Below are 14,316 nucleotides of genomic sequence, written 5' to 3' on the forward strand. Positions count from 1 at the left end.
GACCTGCGCTCCGTGGTGCGCCCTTGAAGTGCTACGAAGGTTCCCTCTTCCCACCCCGTGCGTGTCCGCATGGTGAAACGCCATATCCACTTCTCGGGATTGCCGTCATCATGTAACCTGCACGAAATTTCGCAGAGGGCCAACGTCGTCCCTCGGCTATGCACATATGCCACGACGACGACGGGAGAGCCGATGCGTTCCGCATCCACGCACTCCGCGACCGGCCCCAGCACCACCGCCTGGTCGCCCATGGACGGTCGCCCCGCCCAGCAGGGCATGTACGACCCGCGCAACGAGAAGGACGCCTGCGGCGTCGGATTCGTGGCGAACCTCACCGGCGAGGCGACCCACACCCTCGTGGAGCAGGCGCTGACCGTATTGCGGAACCTTGAGCACCGGGGCGCCACCGGCTCCGAGCCGGACTCGGGCGACGGCGCCGGAATCCTGTCCCAGGTCCCGGACGCGTTCCTGCGAGAGGTCGCCGGATTCGAGCTCCCCGAGGCCGGCGCGTACGCGGTCGGCATCGCCTTCCTCCCCGCCGACGGCACCGCACAGGCCGTCGCCGTGGAGCAGATCGAGGCCATCGCCGCCGAGGAGAACCTCACGGTCCTCGGCTGGCGCGAGGTCCCGGTCACCCCCGACCTGCTCGGCAACGGCGCCCGCGCCACCATGCCGGCCTTCTCCCAGATCTTCGTCGCTGGGGGCGCCTCCCAGGCCGAAGGCTCAGGGGGAGGCGAGAGCACGGACATCGCGCTCGACCGCAAGGCGTTCGTGCTGCGCAAGCGCGCCGAGCGCGAGGCCGGGGTCTACTTCCCCTCGCTGTCCGCCCGCACCATCGTCTACAAGGGCATGCTGACCACCGGCCAGCTGGAGCCCTTCTTCCCGGACCTCTCCGACCGCCGCTTCGCCTCGGCGCTGGCCCTGGTCCACTCGCGGTTCTCGACCAACACCTTCCCGTCCTGGCCGCTGGCCCACCCGTACCGCTTCGTCGCGCACAACGGCGAGATCAACACGGTCAAGGGCAACCGCAACTGGATGAAGGCCCGCGAGTCCCAGCTGGCCTCCGACGTCTTCGGTGACGGCGCGCTGGAGCGGATCTTCCCGATCTGCACCCCGGACGCCTCCGACTCGGCCTCCTTCGACGAGGTCCTGGAGCTCCTGCACCTCGGCGGCCGCTCGCTGCCCCACGCGGTGCTGATGATGATCCCGGAGGCGTGGGAGAACCACACCTCCATGGACCCGGCCCGCCGCGCGTTCTACCAGTACCACTCCACGATGATGGAGCCCTGGGACGGCCCGGCCTGCGTCACCTTCACCGACGGCACCCAGGTCGGCGCGGTCCTCGACCGCAACGGCCTGCGCCCCGGCCGCTACTGGGTCACCGACGACGGCCTCGTCGTCCTCTCCTCCGAGGTCGGCGTCCTCGACATCGACCCGGCCAAGGTCGTCCGCAAGGGCCGCCTCCAGCCCGGCAAGATGTTCCTCGTCGACACCGCCCAGAAGCGGATCATCGAGGACGACGAGATCAAGGCCGAGCTCGCCGGCGCCGCGCCCTACGCGGACTGGCTGGAGTCCGGCGAGATCGAGCTGACGGACCTGCCCGAGCGCGAGCACATCGTGCACACCCACGCCTCGGTCACCCGCCGCCAGCAGACCTTCGGCTACACCGAGGAAGAGCTGCGCGTCATCCTCGCGCCGATGGCCCGCACCGGCGGCGAGCCGCTCGGCTCCATGGGCACGGACTCCCCGATCGCGGCCCTGTCCGAGCGCCCGCGGCTGCTCTTCGACTACTTCACGCAGCTCTTCGCGCAGGTCACCAACCCGCCGCTGGACGCCATCCGCGAGGAGCTCGTCACCTCGCTGCTGTCCTCGCTGGGCCCGCAGGGCAACCTGCTGGAGCCGACCGCCGCGTCCTGCCGCAGCGTCACCCTGCCCTTCCCGGTGATCGACAACGACGAGCTGGCCAAGCTCATCCACGTCAACGCCGACGGCGACATGCCGGGCATGAAGGCCGCCACCCTCTCCGGCCTCTACCGGGTCTCCGGCGGCGGCGAGGCCCTGGCCGCCCGCCTGGAGGAGATCCGCGGCGAGGTCGACGCGGCCATCGCCGGCGGCGCCCACCTCATCGTCCTCTCGGACCGCCACTCGGACGCCGAGCACGCACCGATCCCCTCGCTGCTGCTCACCTCCGCCGTGCACCACCACCTCATCGCCACCAAGCAGCGCACCCAGGTGGGCCTGCTGGTCGAGGCCGGCGACGTCCGCGAGGTCCACCACGTCGCGCTGCTCATCGGCTACGGCGCCGCCGCCGTCAACCCGTACCTCGCCATGGAGTCCGTCGAGGACCTGCTGCGCGCCGGTACGTTCCTGTCCGGCCTGGAGCCGGAGCAGGCCATCAAGAACCTGATCTACGCGCTCGGCAAGGGCGTCCTGAAGGTCATGTCCAAGATGGGCATCTCCACCGTCGCCTCCTACCGCGGCGCCCAGGTCTTCGAGGCCGTCGGTCTGAACGAGGAGTTCGTCGACGCGTACTTCCAGGGCACCGCCACCAAGATCGGCGGCGCCGGCCTGGACGTCATCGCCAAGGAGGTGGCCGCCCGCCACGCCAAGGCGTACCCGGTCTCGGGCATCGCCGCCACGCACCGCGCGCTGGAGATCGGCGGCGAGTACCAGTGGCGCCGCGAGGGCGAGCCGCACCTGTTCGACCCGGAGACGGTCTTCCGCCTCCAGCACGCCACCCGCAACCGCCGGTACGACATCTTCAAGAAGTACACGGACCGGGTGAACGAGCAGTCCGAGCGCCTCATGACGCTCCGCGGGCTCTTCGGCTTCAAGACGGAGGACCGGCCCTCGATCTCCATCGACGAGGTCGAGCCGGTCGCCGACATCGTCAAGCGCTTCTCCACCGGCGCCATGTCGTACGGCTCCATCTCCCGCGAGGCCCACGAGACCCTCGCCATCGCCATGAACCAGCTGGGCGGCAAGTCCAACACCGGTGAGGGCGGCGAGGACCCGGACCGCCTCTACGACCCGGCGCGCCGCTCGTCCATCAAGCAGGTCGCCTCCGGCCGCTTCGGCGTGACGAGCGAGTACCTCGTCAACGCGGACGACATCCAGATCAAGATGGCGCAGGGCGCCAAGCCCGGCGAGGGCGGCCAGCTGCCCGGCCACAAGGTCTACCCGTGGGTCGCCAAGACCCGGCACTCCACCCCCGGCGTCGGCCTGATCTCCCCGCCGCCCCACCACGACATCTACTCCATCGAGGACCTGGCTCAGCTGATCCACGACCTCAAGAACGCCAACCCGGCCGCCCGCATCCACGTGAAGCTGGTCTCCGAGGTCGGCGTGGGCACGGTCGCCGCCGGTGTCTCCAAGGCCCACGCGGACGTCGTCCTGATCTCCGGTCACGACGGCGGAACGGGCGCCTCCCCGCTCACCTCGCTCAAGCACGCGGGCGGCCCCTGGGAACTCGGCCTCGCCGAGACCCAGCAGACCCTGCTGCTCAACGGGCTGCGCGACCGCATCGTCGTCCAGACCGACGGCCAGCTCAAGACCGGCCGCGACGTCGTCATCGCCGCGCTGCTCGGCGCCGAGGAGTTCGGTTTCGCGACCGCGCCGCTCGTCGTCTCCGGCTGCATCATGATGCGCGTCTGCCACCTGGACACCTGCCCGGTCGGCATCGCCACGCAGAACCCGGTCCTGCGCGACCGCTTCTCCGGCAAGCCCGAGTTCGTCGTGAACTTCTTCGAGTTCATCGCCGAGGAGGTCCGCGAGATCCTCGCCGAGCTGGGCTTCCGTACGATCGAGGAGGCCGTCGGCCACGCCGAGCTCCTCGACACCAGCAAGGCCGTCACGCACTGGAAGGCCCAGGGCCTCGACCTCGAGCCCCTCTTCCACGTGCCCGCCCTGCCCGAGGGCGCGGTCCGTCACGCCCTGATCGAGCAGGACCACGGTCTGGAGAAGGCCCTCGACAACGAGCTGATCAAGCTCGCCGCCGACGCGCTGAACGCCGAGACCGCGGAGGCGGCCCAGCCGGTCCGCGCCCAGGTCGCGATCCGCAACATCAACCGGACCGTCGGCACCATGCTCGGCCACGAGGTCACCAAGAAGTTCGGCGGTGCGGGCCTGCCCGACAACACCATCGACCTGACCTTCACCGGCTCGGCCGGCCAGTCCTTCGGCGCCTTCCTGCCGCGCGGCATCACGCTGCGCCTGGAGGGCGACGCCAACGACTACGTCGGCAAGGGCCTCTCCGGCGGCCGCGTGGTGGTCCGCCCGGACCGCGGCGCCGACCACCTCGCCGAGTACTCGACCATCGCCGGCAACACCATCGGCTACGGCGCCACCGGCGGCGAGATGTTCCTGCGCGGCCGCACCGGCGAACGCTTCTGCGTCCGCAACTCCGGCGCCCTGGTCGTCTCGGAGGGCGTGGGCGACCACGGCTGCGAGTACATGACCGGCGGCAGCGCGGTCGTCCTCGGCGAGACGGGCCGCAACTTCGCGGCCGGCATGTCGGGCGGCGTCGCCTACGTCATCGACCTCGACGTCGACAACGTCAACGTCGGCAACTCGGGCGCGGTCGAAGCCCTCTCCGACACCGACAAGCAGTGGCTGCACGATGTGGTGCGCCGCCACGAGGAGGAGACCGGCTCGACCGTGGCCGCGAAGCTCCTGGCTGACTGGACCGCCGCGGCGGACCGCTTCAGCAAGATCATCCCGACCACGTACAAGGCAGTGCTCGCCGCCAAGGACGCCGCTGAGCTGGCCGGACTCTCGGAGTCCGAGACCACGGAGAAGATGATGGAGGCGGCGACCCATGGCTGACCCGAAGGGCTTCCTCACCACCCAGCGCGAGACCGCCTGTTCCCGTCCTGTGGCCGACCGCCTCAAGGACTGGAACGAGGTCTACGTCCCGGGCTCGCTGCTCCCGATCATCAGCAAGCAGGCCGGCCGCTGCATGGACTGCGGCATCCCGTTCTGCCACAACGGCTGCCCGCTCGGGAACCTGATCCCCGAGTGGAACGACTTCGCCTACCGCGAGGACTGGTCGGCGGCTTCCGAGCGCCTGCACGCCACGAACAACTTCCCGGAGTTCACGGGCCGCCTGTGCCCCGCCCCGTGCGAGTCGGCGTGTGTGCTCGGCATCAACCAGCCGGCCGTCACCATCAAGAACGTCGAAGTCTCGATCATCGACAAGGCGTGGGACAACGGCGACGTCACCCCCCAGCCCCCGGAGCGGCTGTCCGGCAAGACGGCCGCCGTCATCGGCTCGGGCCCCGCGGGCCTGGCCGCCGCACAGCAGCTGACCCGGGCCGGCCACACCGTGGTCGTGTACGAGCGCGCGGACCGCATCGGCGGCCTGCTGCGCTACGGCATCCCCGAGTTCAAGATGGAGAAGGTGCACATCAACCGCCGCATCGAGCAGATGCGCGCGGAGGGCACCAAGTTCCGCACCGGCATCGAGATCGGCCGCGACCTGTCCGCGACCGACCTGCGCAAGCGGTTCGACGCGGTCGTCATCGCCGCCGGCGCCACGGTCTCCCGCGACCTGCCGGTCCCGGGCCGCGACCTCAAGGGCATCCACTTCGCGATGGAGTACCTGCCGCTGGCCAACAAGGTCCAGGAAGGCGACTTCGTGGCCCCGCCGATCACGGCCGAGGGCAAGCACGTCGTCGTCATCGGCGGCGGCGACACCGGCGCGGACTGCGTGGGCACCGCCCACCGCCAGGGCGCGGCTTCGGTCACCCAGCTGGAGATCATGCCGAAGCCGGGCGAGGACCGTAACGCCAACCAGCCCTGGCCGACGTTCCCCATGCTGTACAAGGTCACCTCCGCGCACGAGGAGGGCGGCGAGCGGATCTACTCCGTCTCCACCACCCACTTCGAGGGCGACGAGGACGGCAACGTCCAGGCCCTGCACCTGGTCGAGGTCGAGTTCAAGGACGGCAAGCTGGAGCAGAAGCCCGGCACCGAGCGGGTCCTCCCGGCCCAGCTCGTCACCCTGGCCATGGGCTTCACCGGCACCGACCGCTCCAACGGCCTCGTCGAGCAGTTCGGCCTGGACCTGGACGAGCGGGGCAACGTCGCCCGCGACGCGTCGTACGCCACCAACGTCGACGGCGTCTTCGTCGCCGGCGACGCGGGCCGCGGCCAGTCCCTGATCGTCTGGGCGATCGCGGAAGGCCGCTCGGCCGCCCGCGGCGTGGACCGCTTCCTGACCGGCAGCAGCGCCCTCCCCTACCCGATCAAGCCGACGGACCGCTCCCTGACGGTGTGACCCGTCACCCCGCACCCGGCTGCGCCGGCCTCCGGCCGTCGGTGCGGGGGCCGGGTCGCCGGCATCACCCCTCCCCTGGGGGAGGACCCCTCATACGGTCCGTACAACGAAGTGCGGAACTCTGACACAGCGCCCGCCATGTCCCCGACCAGGGATGGCGGGCGCTGTGGCGTTCCCCGTCGCCGGCGGTAGTCGTATGAATGCGTTCCGTCGTTCCCGGGGTGCGGCGAGTACTACGCTTTTTCGCGGAGCAAGGGCACTGCGGAAGCGGGGAGTTGGCTCATGGCCAAGCCGAAGGACGAGGGCGGGGCGCGCACGCCGGAGGAGTTCGCCCGTGAAGAACTGCGGCGCCACCGCGAGACGGCCGGACTGACCCAGGCGGGACTCGGCGAGCGGATCTTCACGAGTGGCGCGTACGTCGGGCAGATGGAGTGCGGCACGCGCAGGCTGCGGCCGGAGATCGCGGAGCTGATCGACAAGGAGCTGGGCACCGGGGATTACTTTGCGCGGCTGGCCGGGGCGTTCAAGTCCAAGCACGTCGAGTACTTCGCGGTCGCGGCCGAGTTGGAGGTCCAGGCGACGGCGATCTACGACTACGCGTCCAGCCTGGTGCCAGGGCTCCTCCAGACGGAGGACTACGCGCGGGCGGTGATCCGGGGTGGCAACCCCACCGCGCTCGACTCGTACGTCGAGTCCCTGGTCACGTCCCGCATGAAGCGCCAACGCCTCCTCGATGATCCGGCGAGTCCCGAGCTGTGGGTCGTCCTGCACGAGGCGGTGCTGCGGACAGAGGTGGGAGGGCGAGGTGTGATGGCCGCCCAGCTACGGCACATCGCCGCCTGCGTCCGCGGTAACCGGATCACCATGCAGGTGGTGCCCTTCTCGGCTGGAGCGCAAGGCACCCTGGGTTCGTTGGTCAGCATCATGCAGTTCGCCGACGCACCTGATGTGGTCTATACGGAGGGGCCCCGTGTGGGGCAGCTGGTCGACTATCCGGCCCTGGTTCACAGGCACTGGAAGCTCTACGATCTAGCGAGGGCCGCTGCGCTGTCGCCGGCGGCATCCCTGGCCTTGATCGAGTCGGTGGCGGAGGAACACGCGAAATGCGCGCACACGTGAACGGCTTGTCATGGCGGAAGTCCTCCCACAGCAACTCTGACGGTGCCAACTGCGTCGAGGTCTCCGACGACCTCCCCGGCCTGGTTCCCGTCCGCGACACCAAGCTGGCCGGCGCGGGTCCGGTGCTCGTGTTTCCGGCTGCGGCCTGGTCCTCCTTCGTCCAGGGCATGAAGAGCCGAGGCTGATCTCGTACCGCCGCCGCCGTCGGCGACCGGCCGGCACGCTCCTCACGTCCGCCCGGGTGCCCGCCCCGCGCTCCCGGGCCCGCGAAGGCCCGGGAGCGCGGGGCGTCGGCGGGGTCGCTCATTCGGGCTGGACGACCGTGGCGGCCCAGCGGAGGGTGGGCGTCGAGGTGGTGACCACGGCTCCGAAGCCGCCGTGCAGGCCCGTGCCCAGGGGGATGGTGATGCGGGCCGGGATGTCCGCGGGGCAGTCCAGCGTGAACGGGGCCGGGTTGCGGTCCGGGTGTTCGTCGAGGGTGAAGGACACGACCATGCTGCCGCCGCCCTCGCAGGCGAACGTGGTGTAGGTGTCCAGGCGCGCGGAAAGGCCGCCCGAGACGAAGCCGCTGGAACCGGTCTGTTCGGGTACCCAGATCAGGCCGTCGGGGCCGGGGTGGGGCAGGAGTTCGCCCTGCGCCGCCGCCTGGGCGGTGCCGGCGGTCAGGGCGAGGGCCGCCGCTGTCGCCGCGAGCGTGAGCGCGGTGCGTCGTCGCTGGAACGTGTGCTTCATGGGTCCCCCCGGAGGTGTGTCTCGGGCCGTGTCCGACCTCCCCCACGCTAGGGGCCGGCACTGACAACGCCCGTCCATCGGGGGCGCGGTGGTGGGGGACGGGCGCGCACGGCGGCGGGGACTCAGGGGGACGCCGAGGACCGTGCGGTGAGGGTGGCCAGGGCGGCCCGGCTGGCGACGCCCGTCTTGCGGAAGATGTGGGACAGGTGGGTGTCCACCGTGCGGGGGCTCAGATAGAGGCGCGCCGCGATCGCCGGGGTGGTCAGCCCCTCCGTCACCAGGGCCGCGATCTCGCGCTCGCGGGGGGTGAGCTGGAGGAGGGGCGTCGGGGCGGGGGCCGGCGCGGCCGGGGGGAAGAGGTCCGCCAGGCCCGTGAGGAGGCGGGAACCGCCCGTCTCCGCCAGGCGCCGGCCCCGCTGCCACAGCACCGACGCCCTGCGGGAGCTGCCCGGCCGGGCCGCGAGAGGAGCGGCCATCAGGAGGGACTGGGCCTCCCAGAGGACGGCTCCGGAGCGGGCCGCCTCCGTCGCCGCCCGGACGTAGAGGTCCGCCGCCGCCGACGGCTCGCCCCGCGCCGCCCGCAGCACGGCCGCGCTGCGCAGGGCCGAAGCGTGCTGGCTGGGGATGCCGAGGCGTGCCGCGTCCGCGGCGGCCCGGGCCGCCCAGGACTCCGCCTCCTGGAGGTCGCCGGCCGCCACGGCCGCGGTGACCAGGGCCTCCAGGAACAGCGGGCGCATCGACGGCTGGAGACCCGTGAGCTCCGGACCGCGGCCCGCCCGCAGCATCGCCGACCGGGCCCGCTGGTGGTCCCCGGCGTACAGCGCCGCCCAACTCAGGACGCACCAGCCCAGCGAGGCCCACCAGCTGCTGCGCACCCCGGCCAGCTCGACCGCCTCCTGGGCCACGGACAGCGGGAGGGGGTCGCCCGGCGGCAGGTACGGGATCAGCACCTGGGCCTTGTTGCCCAGCACCAGGCCGAGGAGTTCGTCGCTGCCGATGCCGCGCGCGATGTTCTCGGCCTCCTCGGACAGCTCCAGCGCCGACTCCAGCCGGCAGGTGTTCATGTGGACGACCGCCTTGCACACCAGCAGGTGCGGCAGCAGGTGCGGCGGGCCCACCCGGCGGGCCAGCGCCAGCCCCCGGTCCGCGTGCCGCTCCGCCTCCGGGTAGCGGTCCAGGTAGAACTCCGTCCAGGCGAGGCGCGCCAACGGCTCGCACAGATCCGCGAGTTCCCGGTCCGCCAGTGCGTCGACCCGCGCCGCGGCCCGGCCGGCCAGGCTCCGGGCCGTCGTCGGGTCACCCCCGTACGTCTCCCCGAGCGCGGCCGTGGTCAGCGCCCCCGCCGCGGCCGGCTCGTTCCCCAGCCGCAGGGCCAGCCCGAAGGCCCGCCGCACGTCCTCCCGCACCTCGTCGTACGACAGGACGTGCGGCGCGGACGAGCCCAGCTCCAGCCCCAGCGCCAGCGCGTCGGCCGGGCGCGGGGCGCGCGACAGCTCCCGGCGCAGCAGCGCCACCGCCTCCCCGTACCGGCCCAGGTGGCGCTCCACCGAGGCGCACAGGGTGACGGCGGCCGCGCGCAGCCCGTCGTCCGGGTCGGCTCCGTCCACCTGCGAGACGAGGGAGGTGAGGAGGTCCCGGCTCGCGCGCAGCTGGCCGCAGGCGCTCAGGGCCCGGGCCCGCCGCAGCAGCAGTCCGCGGCGCCGGGCGCGGTGTTCCGGCGTGTCCGGCAGGATCCCCAGCACCACCCCGAGCCAGTGCGCGCAGCTCGCCGGGGCCGTGGTCTCCGCCTGCCCCGCCGCCTCCAGCAGGGTGGCGGCCGCCTGCGGGTCCCAGCCGGTCAGGGCCCGCTCCACGTGGTGGGCCCGTACGGCCGCCGCCGCGCCCGCCCCGGCCAGCGCGACCGCCGCCCGCCGGTGCAGGCCCGCGCGTTCCCGCGGCTCGGTGTTCTCGTAAACCACCGTCCGCAACACCGGATGCCGCAGGGACCAGCTCCCCCCCGGGCCGGGGCGCAGCAGGTCCCGGCCGGCCAGGACGGCGAGGTGCCCGTCGAGCGCGCCGGGGCCGGCGACCTCGGCGGTCGGCGCGAGCAGGGGTGCGGTGGCCTGGTCGCCGAGCACCGCCACCGCCTCGGCGGTCCGGCGCTGCGCGGCGGTCAGCGGGGTCAGCTCGTCCAGCAGCAGCGCGCTGAGCCCGCCCGCCGGGACGGCGGGGACGGCGAACTGGCCCTGGAGCAGGGTGAGGAAGTAGAGCGGGTTGCCCCCGCTGGCGGCGTACAGCCGGCCCGCGCGGTCGGGCGGCAGCCCCGGAGCCAGCTGCTCCACGCACGTCCGCTCGGGGAGCGGGCCGAGGTCCAGCCGCAGGACGGCGCCGGTGTCGACGCCCCGGGTGAGCGCGGCGGCGAGGGAGGCCGAGGTCTGCCGGTCCCGGCGGGCCACGACGAGGAGCACGGGCCCGCGCGGGGGGTGGCGTACGAGGTGGTCGAGGAGTTCGAGCGAGGCGGGGTCGGCCCAGTGCAGGTCGTCGAGGGCGATGAGCAGCCCCCGCCGTCCGCCACGGGTGTCCCGGGCCAGGGTCGTGAGCATCCGGGCCGCCGCCCGGTGTACGAGGAACCGGTCCACCGGCGCCTCCGGCCCGCCGAGGCCGCCCGAACCAGCGCCCGAACCGCCGTACGGGTCCCGGTCCGTGTCTGGGTCCCGGTCCGGGTCTGGGCCCCGGTCCGGGTCTGGGCCCGGGTCTGCGCGTGGGCCGGGGTCGGCGGCCGGGGCCCCCGCCACACCCGCGTACGGCTCCGCGCCCGCGACCCGGTCCGCGCCCGCGTCCTGGTGGGCCGCGCCCGCCCGCTCCGTCGGGCCCGTCGTCCCGTACAGCACGGGGGCCACCGCGGGGTCGGCCTCCTGACCGCGCGTCGCCTCCGGGTCCAGGTCGGCGAAGGCGTCCGTGAACAGCCGGAAGGGGATGTGCCGTTCGTACTCCGTGGCCCGGCCGCGCAGCACCGTCAGGCCGCGGGCCCGGGCCCGTCGGCACACCTCCGTCAGCAGCCGGCTCTTGCCCATGCCGGCCGGTCCCGTGAGGTCGACCGCGCCCGGCGCGTCGCCGTCCGACCCGCCGACCACCGCACCGATCACCGCGTCCAGCCGGTCGAGTTCGGCCCCCCGGCCGACCAGCGGAGCCCTGTCCACCATGGTGCCTCCCCGCAGGAACCGGTACCCGCCTTCGGCGCCGGGGATACGTACCGGCTACGTAGGTGGTTCTACGGATGCCGCCCGCGCGGCCCGGCTGTCAGCATCGAAGAGGTTCCGGTCCTGCCCGTTGGGAGTCCCGATGCGTCGATTACGCCTGCGCGCCACCGCGGTCCTGTCCGTTTCCGCCTTCGTCCTCGCGGGCTGCTCGGGCGGGGGGCCGGCGGCGGACATCCGGGGCGGAGCAGCACGGTCCAAAGCCTCCGCGTCCCCCTCTCCCTCTCCTTCCGCATCCGCCTCCGCCTCCGCTCCGGCATCGCCGGGCGTCATCGCCGCCCCCGCCCCCGCCCCCGTACCGACCCTTCCGTGCACCTCGACCACGGGCCTGGACGCCACCGCCCTGGCCGACTACCTCAAGGGACTCAAGAGCAGTGACCGCACCGACTCCCAGGCCCTCTTCATGGTGGACGACGGGCTGTACCTCCGGCTGGTGAAGACGCAGCCGCCCTGCGAGCCGGTCCCGGTGAAGCTCGGCTTCTTCCGGGTGGACATGACCCGCTCCACCGACTCGGCCGGCTACAAGTTCACCTACACCCCGATCCGTACGCTCACCCTCGCCGTGGGCCCCGCGGACGGCAAGGTCGACGGAAGCCTGCCCCCTGCGCCCTCGGGCTGCGGCGGCGTCCTGTCCGTCGCCTACGTGGGGCGGGACCTCGTCGAGAGCGACCTGCCGCACAGCCTGCGGCTGCCGGCGAAGGACTCGACGCTGGACTGGGTGCTGATCGACGTGGACCGCGACGGTGTCCTGGACGCCGTCTTCAAGCCCCCGTCCGGCGCACGGGACTGCTGACCCCGGCCGGACGGAACCCGCCCGGCCGGGCGGGACGGTGCGCCGTGGGGGTGCGCACCGCCCCGCCCGGCCACGGGGGCGCCGACACGGGCCTGCCGGCCCGTACGCACCGGCTAGCCGGCCGGGTCCTCGCGCGGGGGTTCGTCGTCGTTCGTACGGCGCAGGGTGCGCAGGGCGTGGGCCGGGGTCCAGGTGCGTACCACCAGGTCGTCGCCCTCGACACCGATGTGCACCACCTCCGTGAGGTCCGCGTGGAAGAGGTGGAAGGGGTGCGGGGTCTCCGTCTCCTCCGCGTACCGGTGCAGCTCGGGCGGGTCCAGGAGCTCGATCGCCCGCCCGGAGATCCGCACGTCCCCGTCGGGCATCGTCTCGCCCGCGCCGGGGTTGGTGTGCAGGGCGAACCGGGGGTCGCGCTGGAGGTCCCTGGCCTTCAGCGAGCCCGGCATCATCCCGAGCCACAGTTCGCCGCCGCGGATGTCGACGTTCAGTCCGGTCAGGCGCGGGGAGCCGTCCTTGCGGAGAGTGCCGAGGACGTGGTGCGGGTACTGTGCGAAACGGGCCCGGACGGCAGCCGCGAATTCCGGTTCCTGCTTCTCGAACGCTGCCCAGTTGTTCGTCGTCATGCGTCCATCAAAGCCGTCGGTCAGGTGCGTACGATGCCCGCCGCGCGGGCCGACGCCAGCCAGGACGGGAATTCCCCCACCAGGTGGTCGAACAGCACCGAGTCGGGGACCTGGCGGGGGTCCGGGCCGGCGTGGAAGTAGCCGGCGTTGTCCACCACCCGCCGCTCCGGCACGGGCAGTTCGTCCAGTCGGCGCAGGAAGTCGAACTGGGAGCTGTGCGTGTCGCCGAAGCCGACGAACTGCCAGAACAGCGGGAGCCGGGCCGCCTTGCACAGGTACCTCTCCGCCGCCGTCTTGTCGACCGGGCCGCCGTCGGTCTGGAAGACCACGAGGGCGGGTTTCGCCGAGCCCGAATCCAGGTAGTGGTCGATGACGGCGTCCATCGCCGCGTGGTACGCCGTCTTGCCCATGTGACCCAGGCGCGAGGCGATCTCGGCGATCCTGCCCCGGTGCCCGGCGAGCGGGATCTCCTCCACCGCGTCGACGTCGGTGGAGAAGAACACCACCGGTACCCGGCCGTCGTCGTCGAGGTGCGCGGACAGGCCCAGCACCCGGTCGGCGAGGGCCTGCACGGTGCCGTCCCGGTAGTACGGGCGCATCGACCCCGAGTAGTCGAGGACCAGGTAGACCGAGGCCCGCCCGCCCTCCAGGCCGTGCTTGCGCAGCGAGATCCCGGCGCTCTTGTAGAGGTTCACGAGGGCCGGAGCGGTGGCTTCCAGCTTGCGGAGATCGATCGCGCTGCCCATGGCGCTGCCCCCCGCGCTGCCCTTGGCGCCGCCCGTCGCGCCGCCCGTGGCGCCGTCCGTCGCGCGTGGCGTGCCGGTCGTGTCCGTCGTGCCCGTCATGGCCCCGAGCGTACGGCAGCCGGGCGCGGCGGAACCCTGGCGCACGGGGGCGGCCTGCGGCGCACCTAAGGGCGCTCGCGCTCGTCCTCCAGTGCCGCGATGTCGTCGAGCATCGCGGCCGCCAGGTCGCGCTCGGAGGCGTAGTACCGCTCGGCCCAGGTGAGGGTGAGCGCCGGGTAGGCCCAGCCGGGCCCGTCCTGCGCGCTCTGCGCGTCGGCGACCGCGCGCAGGCGCATCTCCTCCGCGAACTCCTGCTGCCGGTGCAGGACTTCGCGCATCTGCTCCGGCTCCAGCAGATGGCCCAGCCACAGTCGCAGCATCGGCCCGTGCTTGAGGACGGGCGGGTCGACGGGCGTCTCGCGGGCCCATTCCCGTACCGCCGCCATGCCCTCGCCGGTGATCCGGTAGACCCGCTTGTCGCGGGTCCCGGTTTCCTGTGCGACCAGTCGGGAGGAGGCGTAACCGGCCTTCTCCAGGCGCTTGAGCTCGCCGTAGATCTGGCTGAAGGACGGGCTCCAGTAGAAGAAGCGCAGCGACCGGTCCGACCACTTCTTCAGGTCGTAGCCGGAGAGTTCCTCGCCGAAGGAGAGCAGCCCGAGCACCGCCCAGCTGGTCGCCGGGAGCGTGCGCCGGTTCGTCTCGTCTGCCACGCAGCGCAGTCTACGACCGGCCGGCGCCGCCCCTTCCGCCT

General features: G+C 72.7%; 10 protein-coding genes. 5 read left to right on the forward strand and 5 right to left on the reverse strand.

Features of this window, described 5'->3' with window-relative positions; all coding sequences use genetic code 11:
- Positions 1-249 precede the first annotated feature (249 nt).
- From gltB to ACIPK4_RS11240, 4 genes are all read left to right on the forward strand, one after another.
- Positions 250-4,824: a glutamate synthase large subunit gene (gene gltB / locus ACIPK4_RS11225; RefSeq protein WP_402311786.1), complete on the forward strand. Its 4,575-nt coding sequence runs from the start codon at positions 250-252 to the stop codon at positions 4,822-4,824.
- Positions 4,817-6,277: a glutamate synthase subunit beta gene (locus ACIPK4_RS11230; protein WP_376197852.1), complete on the forward strand. Its 1,461-nt coding sequence runs from the start codon at positions 4,817-4,819 to the stop codon at positions 6,275-6,277. Before gltB ends, ACIPK4_RS11230 begins: the two co-directional genes overlap by 8 nt.
- Before the next feature lie 282 nt (positions 6,278-6,559).
- Positions 6,560-7,396: a helix-turn-helix domain-containing protein gene (locus ACIPK4_RS11235; protein WP_402311171.1), complete on the forward strand. Its 837-nt coding sequence runs from the start codon at positions 6,560-6,562 to the stop codon at positions 7,394-7,396.
- Complete coding sequence (locus ACIPK4_RS11240) at positions 7,381-7,581, forward strand: DUF397 domain-containing protein (protein WP_402311172.1); 201 nt, start codon at positions 7,381-7,383, stop codon at positions 7,579-7,581. The genes ACIPK4_RS11235 and ACIPK4_RS11240 overlap by 16 nt, the downstream gene beginning before the upstream one ends.
- A gap of 118 nt (positions 7,582-7,699) precedes the next feature.
- On the opposite strand, the gene ACIPK4_RS11245 is transcribed toward ACIPK4_RS11240, so the two are convergent.
- Positions 7,700-8,128 carry a hypothetical protein gene (locus ACIPK4_RS11245; protein WP_402311174.1) on the reverse strand — a complete coding sequence of 143 codons (429 nt, stop codon included), beginning with the start codon at positions 8,126-8,128 and terminating at the stop codon, positions 7,700-7,702.
- A gap of 122 nt (positions 8,129-8,250) precedes the next feature.
- Positions 8,251-11,310, reverse strand: a complete 3,060-nt coding sequence (locus tag ACIPK4_RS11250; RefSeq protein WP_402311175.1) for an AAA family ATPase — start codon at positions 11,308-11,310, stop codon at positions 8,251-8,253.
- 139 nt (positions 11,311-11,449) lie between these two features.
- Here ACIPK4_RS11250 and ACIPK4_RS11255 point away from each other — a divergent pair, with 139 nt between their 5' ends.
- Positions 11,450-12,157: a hypothetical protein gene (locus ACIPK4_RS11255; protein WP_402311177.1), complete on the forward strand. Its 708-nt coding sequence runs from the start codon at positions 11,450-11,452 to the stop codon at positions 12,155-12,157.
- A 113-nt stretch (positions 12,158-12,270) separates the two neighbouring features.
- Here ACIPK4_RS11255 and ACIPK4_RS11260 read toward each other — a convergent pair whose 3' ends face one another.
- The 3 genes from ACIPK4_RS11260 to ACIPK4_RS11270 form a co-directional block, all read right to left on the reverse strand.
- Entirely contained in the window at positions 12,271-12,780 is a 510-nt protein-coding gene (locus ACIPK4_RS11260) for a pyridoxamine 5'-phosphate oxidase family protein (RefSeq protein ID WP_054222603.1), read from the reverse strand.
- Between the two features lie 20 nt (positions 12,781-12,800).
- Positions 12,801-13,526, reverse strand: coding sequence for a VWA domain-containing protein (locus tag ACIPK4_RS11265; protein WP_402311789.1), 726 nt, complete (start codon positions 13,524-13,526; stop codon positions 12,801-12,803).
- Between the two features lie 164 nt (positions 13,527-13,690).
- On the reverse strand, positions 13,691-14,275 hold the full coding sequence (locus ACIPK4_RS11270; protein ID WP_402311179.1) for a PadR family transcriptional regulator: 585 nt from the start codon (positions 14,273-14,275) through the stop codon (positions 13,691-13,693).
- Positions 14,276-14,316 lie beyond the last annotated feature (41 nt).

It is taken from the genome of Streptomyces sp. NPDC086989, from assembly GCF_044745505.1.
In the GTDB taxonomy this organism is placed as follows: domain Bacteria; phylum Actinomycetota; class Actinomycetes; order Streptomycetales; family Streptomycetaceae; genus Streptomyces.

Bases quoted from the DNA above. Each gene is read 5' to 3' on its own strand.
- gltB (WP_402311786.1), top strand. From the start codon at position 250: ATGGACGGTCGCCCCGCCCAGCAGGGCATGTACGACCCGCGCAACGAG.
- ACIPK4_RS11230 (WP_376197852.1), top strand. From the start codon at position 4,817: ATGGCTGACCCGAAGGGCTTCCTCACCACCCAGCGCGAGACCGCCTGT.
- ACIPK4_RS11235 (WP_402311171.1), top strand. From the start codon at position 6,560: ATGGCCAAGCCGAAGGACGAGGGCGGGGCGCGCACGCCGGAGGAGTTC.
- ACIPK4_RS11240 (WP_402311172.1), top strand. From the start codon at position 7,381: ATGCGCGCACACGTGAACGGCTTGTCATGGCGGAAGTCCTCCCACAGC.
- ACIPK4_RS11245 (WP_402311174.1), bottom strand. From the start codon at position 8,128: ATGAAGCACACGTTCCAGCGACGACGCACCGCGCTCACGCTCGCGGCG.
- ACIPK4_RS11250 (WP_402311175.1), bottom strand. From the start codon at position 11,310: ATGGTGGACAGGGCTCCGCTGGTCGGCCGGGGGGCCGAACTCGACCGG.
- ACIPK4_RS11255 (WP_402311177.1), top strand. From the start codon at position 11,450: ATGCGTCGATTACGCCTGCGCGCCACCGCGGTCCTGTCCGTTTCCGCC.
- ACIPK4_RS11260 (WP_054222603.1), bottom strand. From the start codon at position 12,780: ATGACGACGAACAACTGGGCAGCGTTCGAGAAGCAGGAACCGGAATTC.
- ACIPK4_RS11265 (WP_402311789.1), bottom strand. From the start codon at position 13,526: ATGGGCAGCGCGATCGATCTCCGCAAGCTGGAAGCCACCGCTCCGGCC.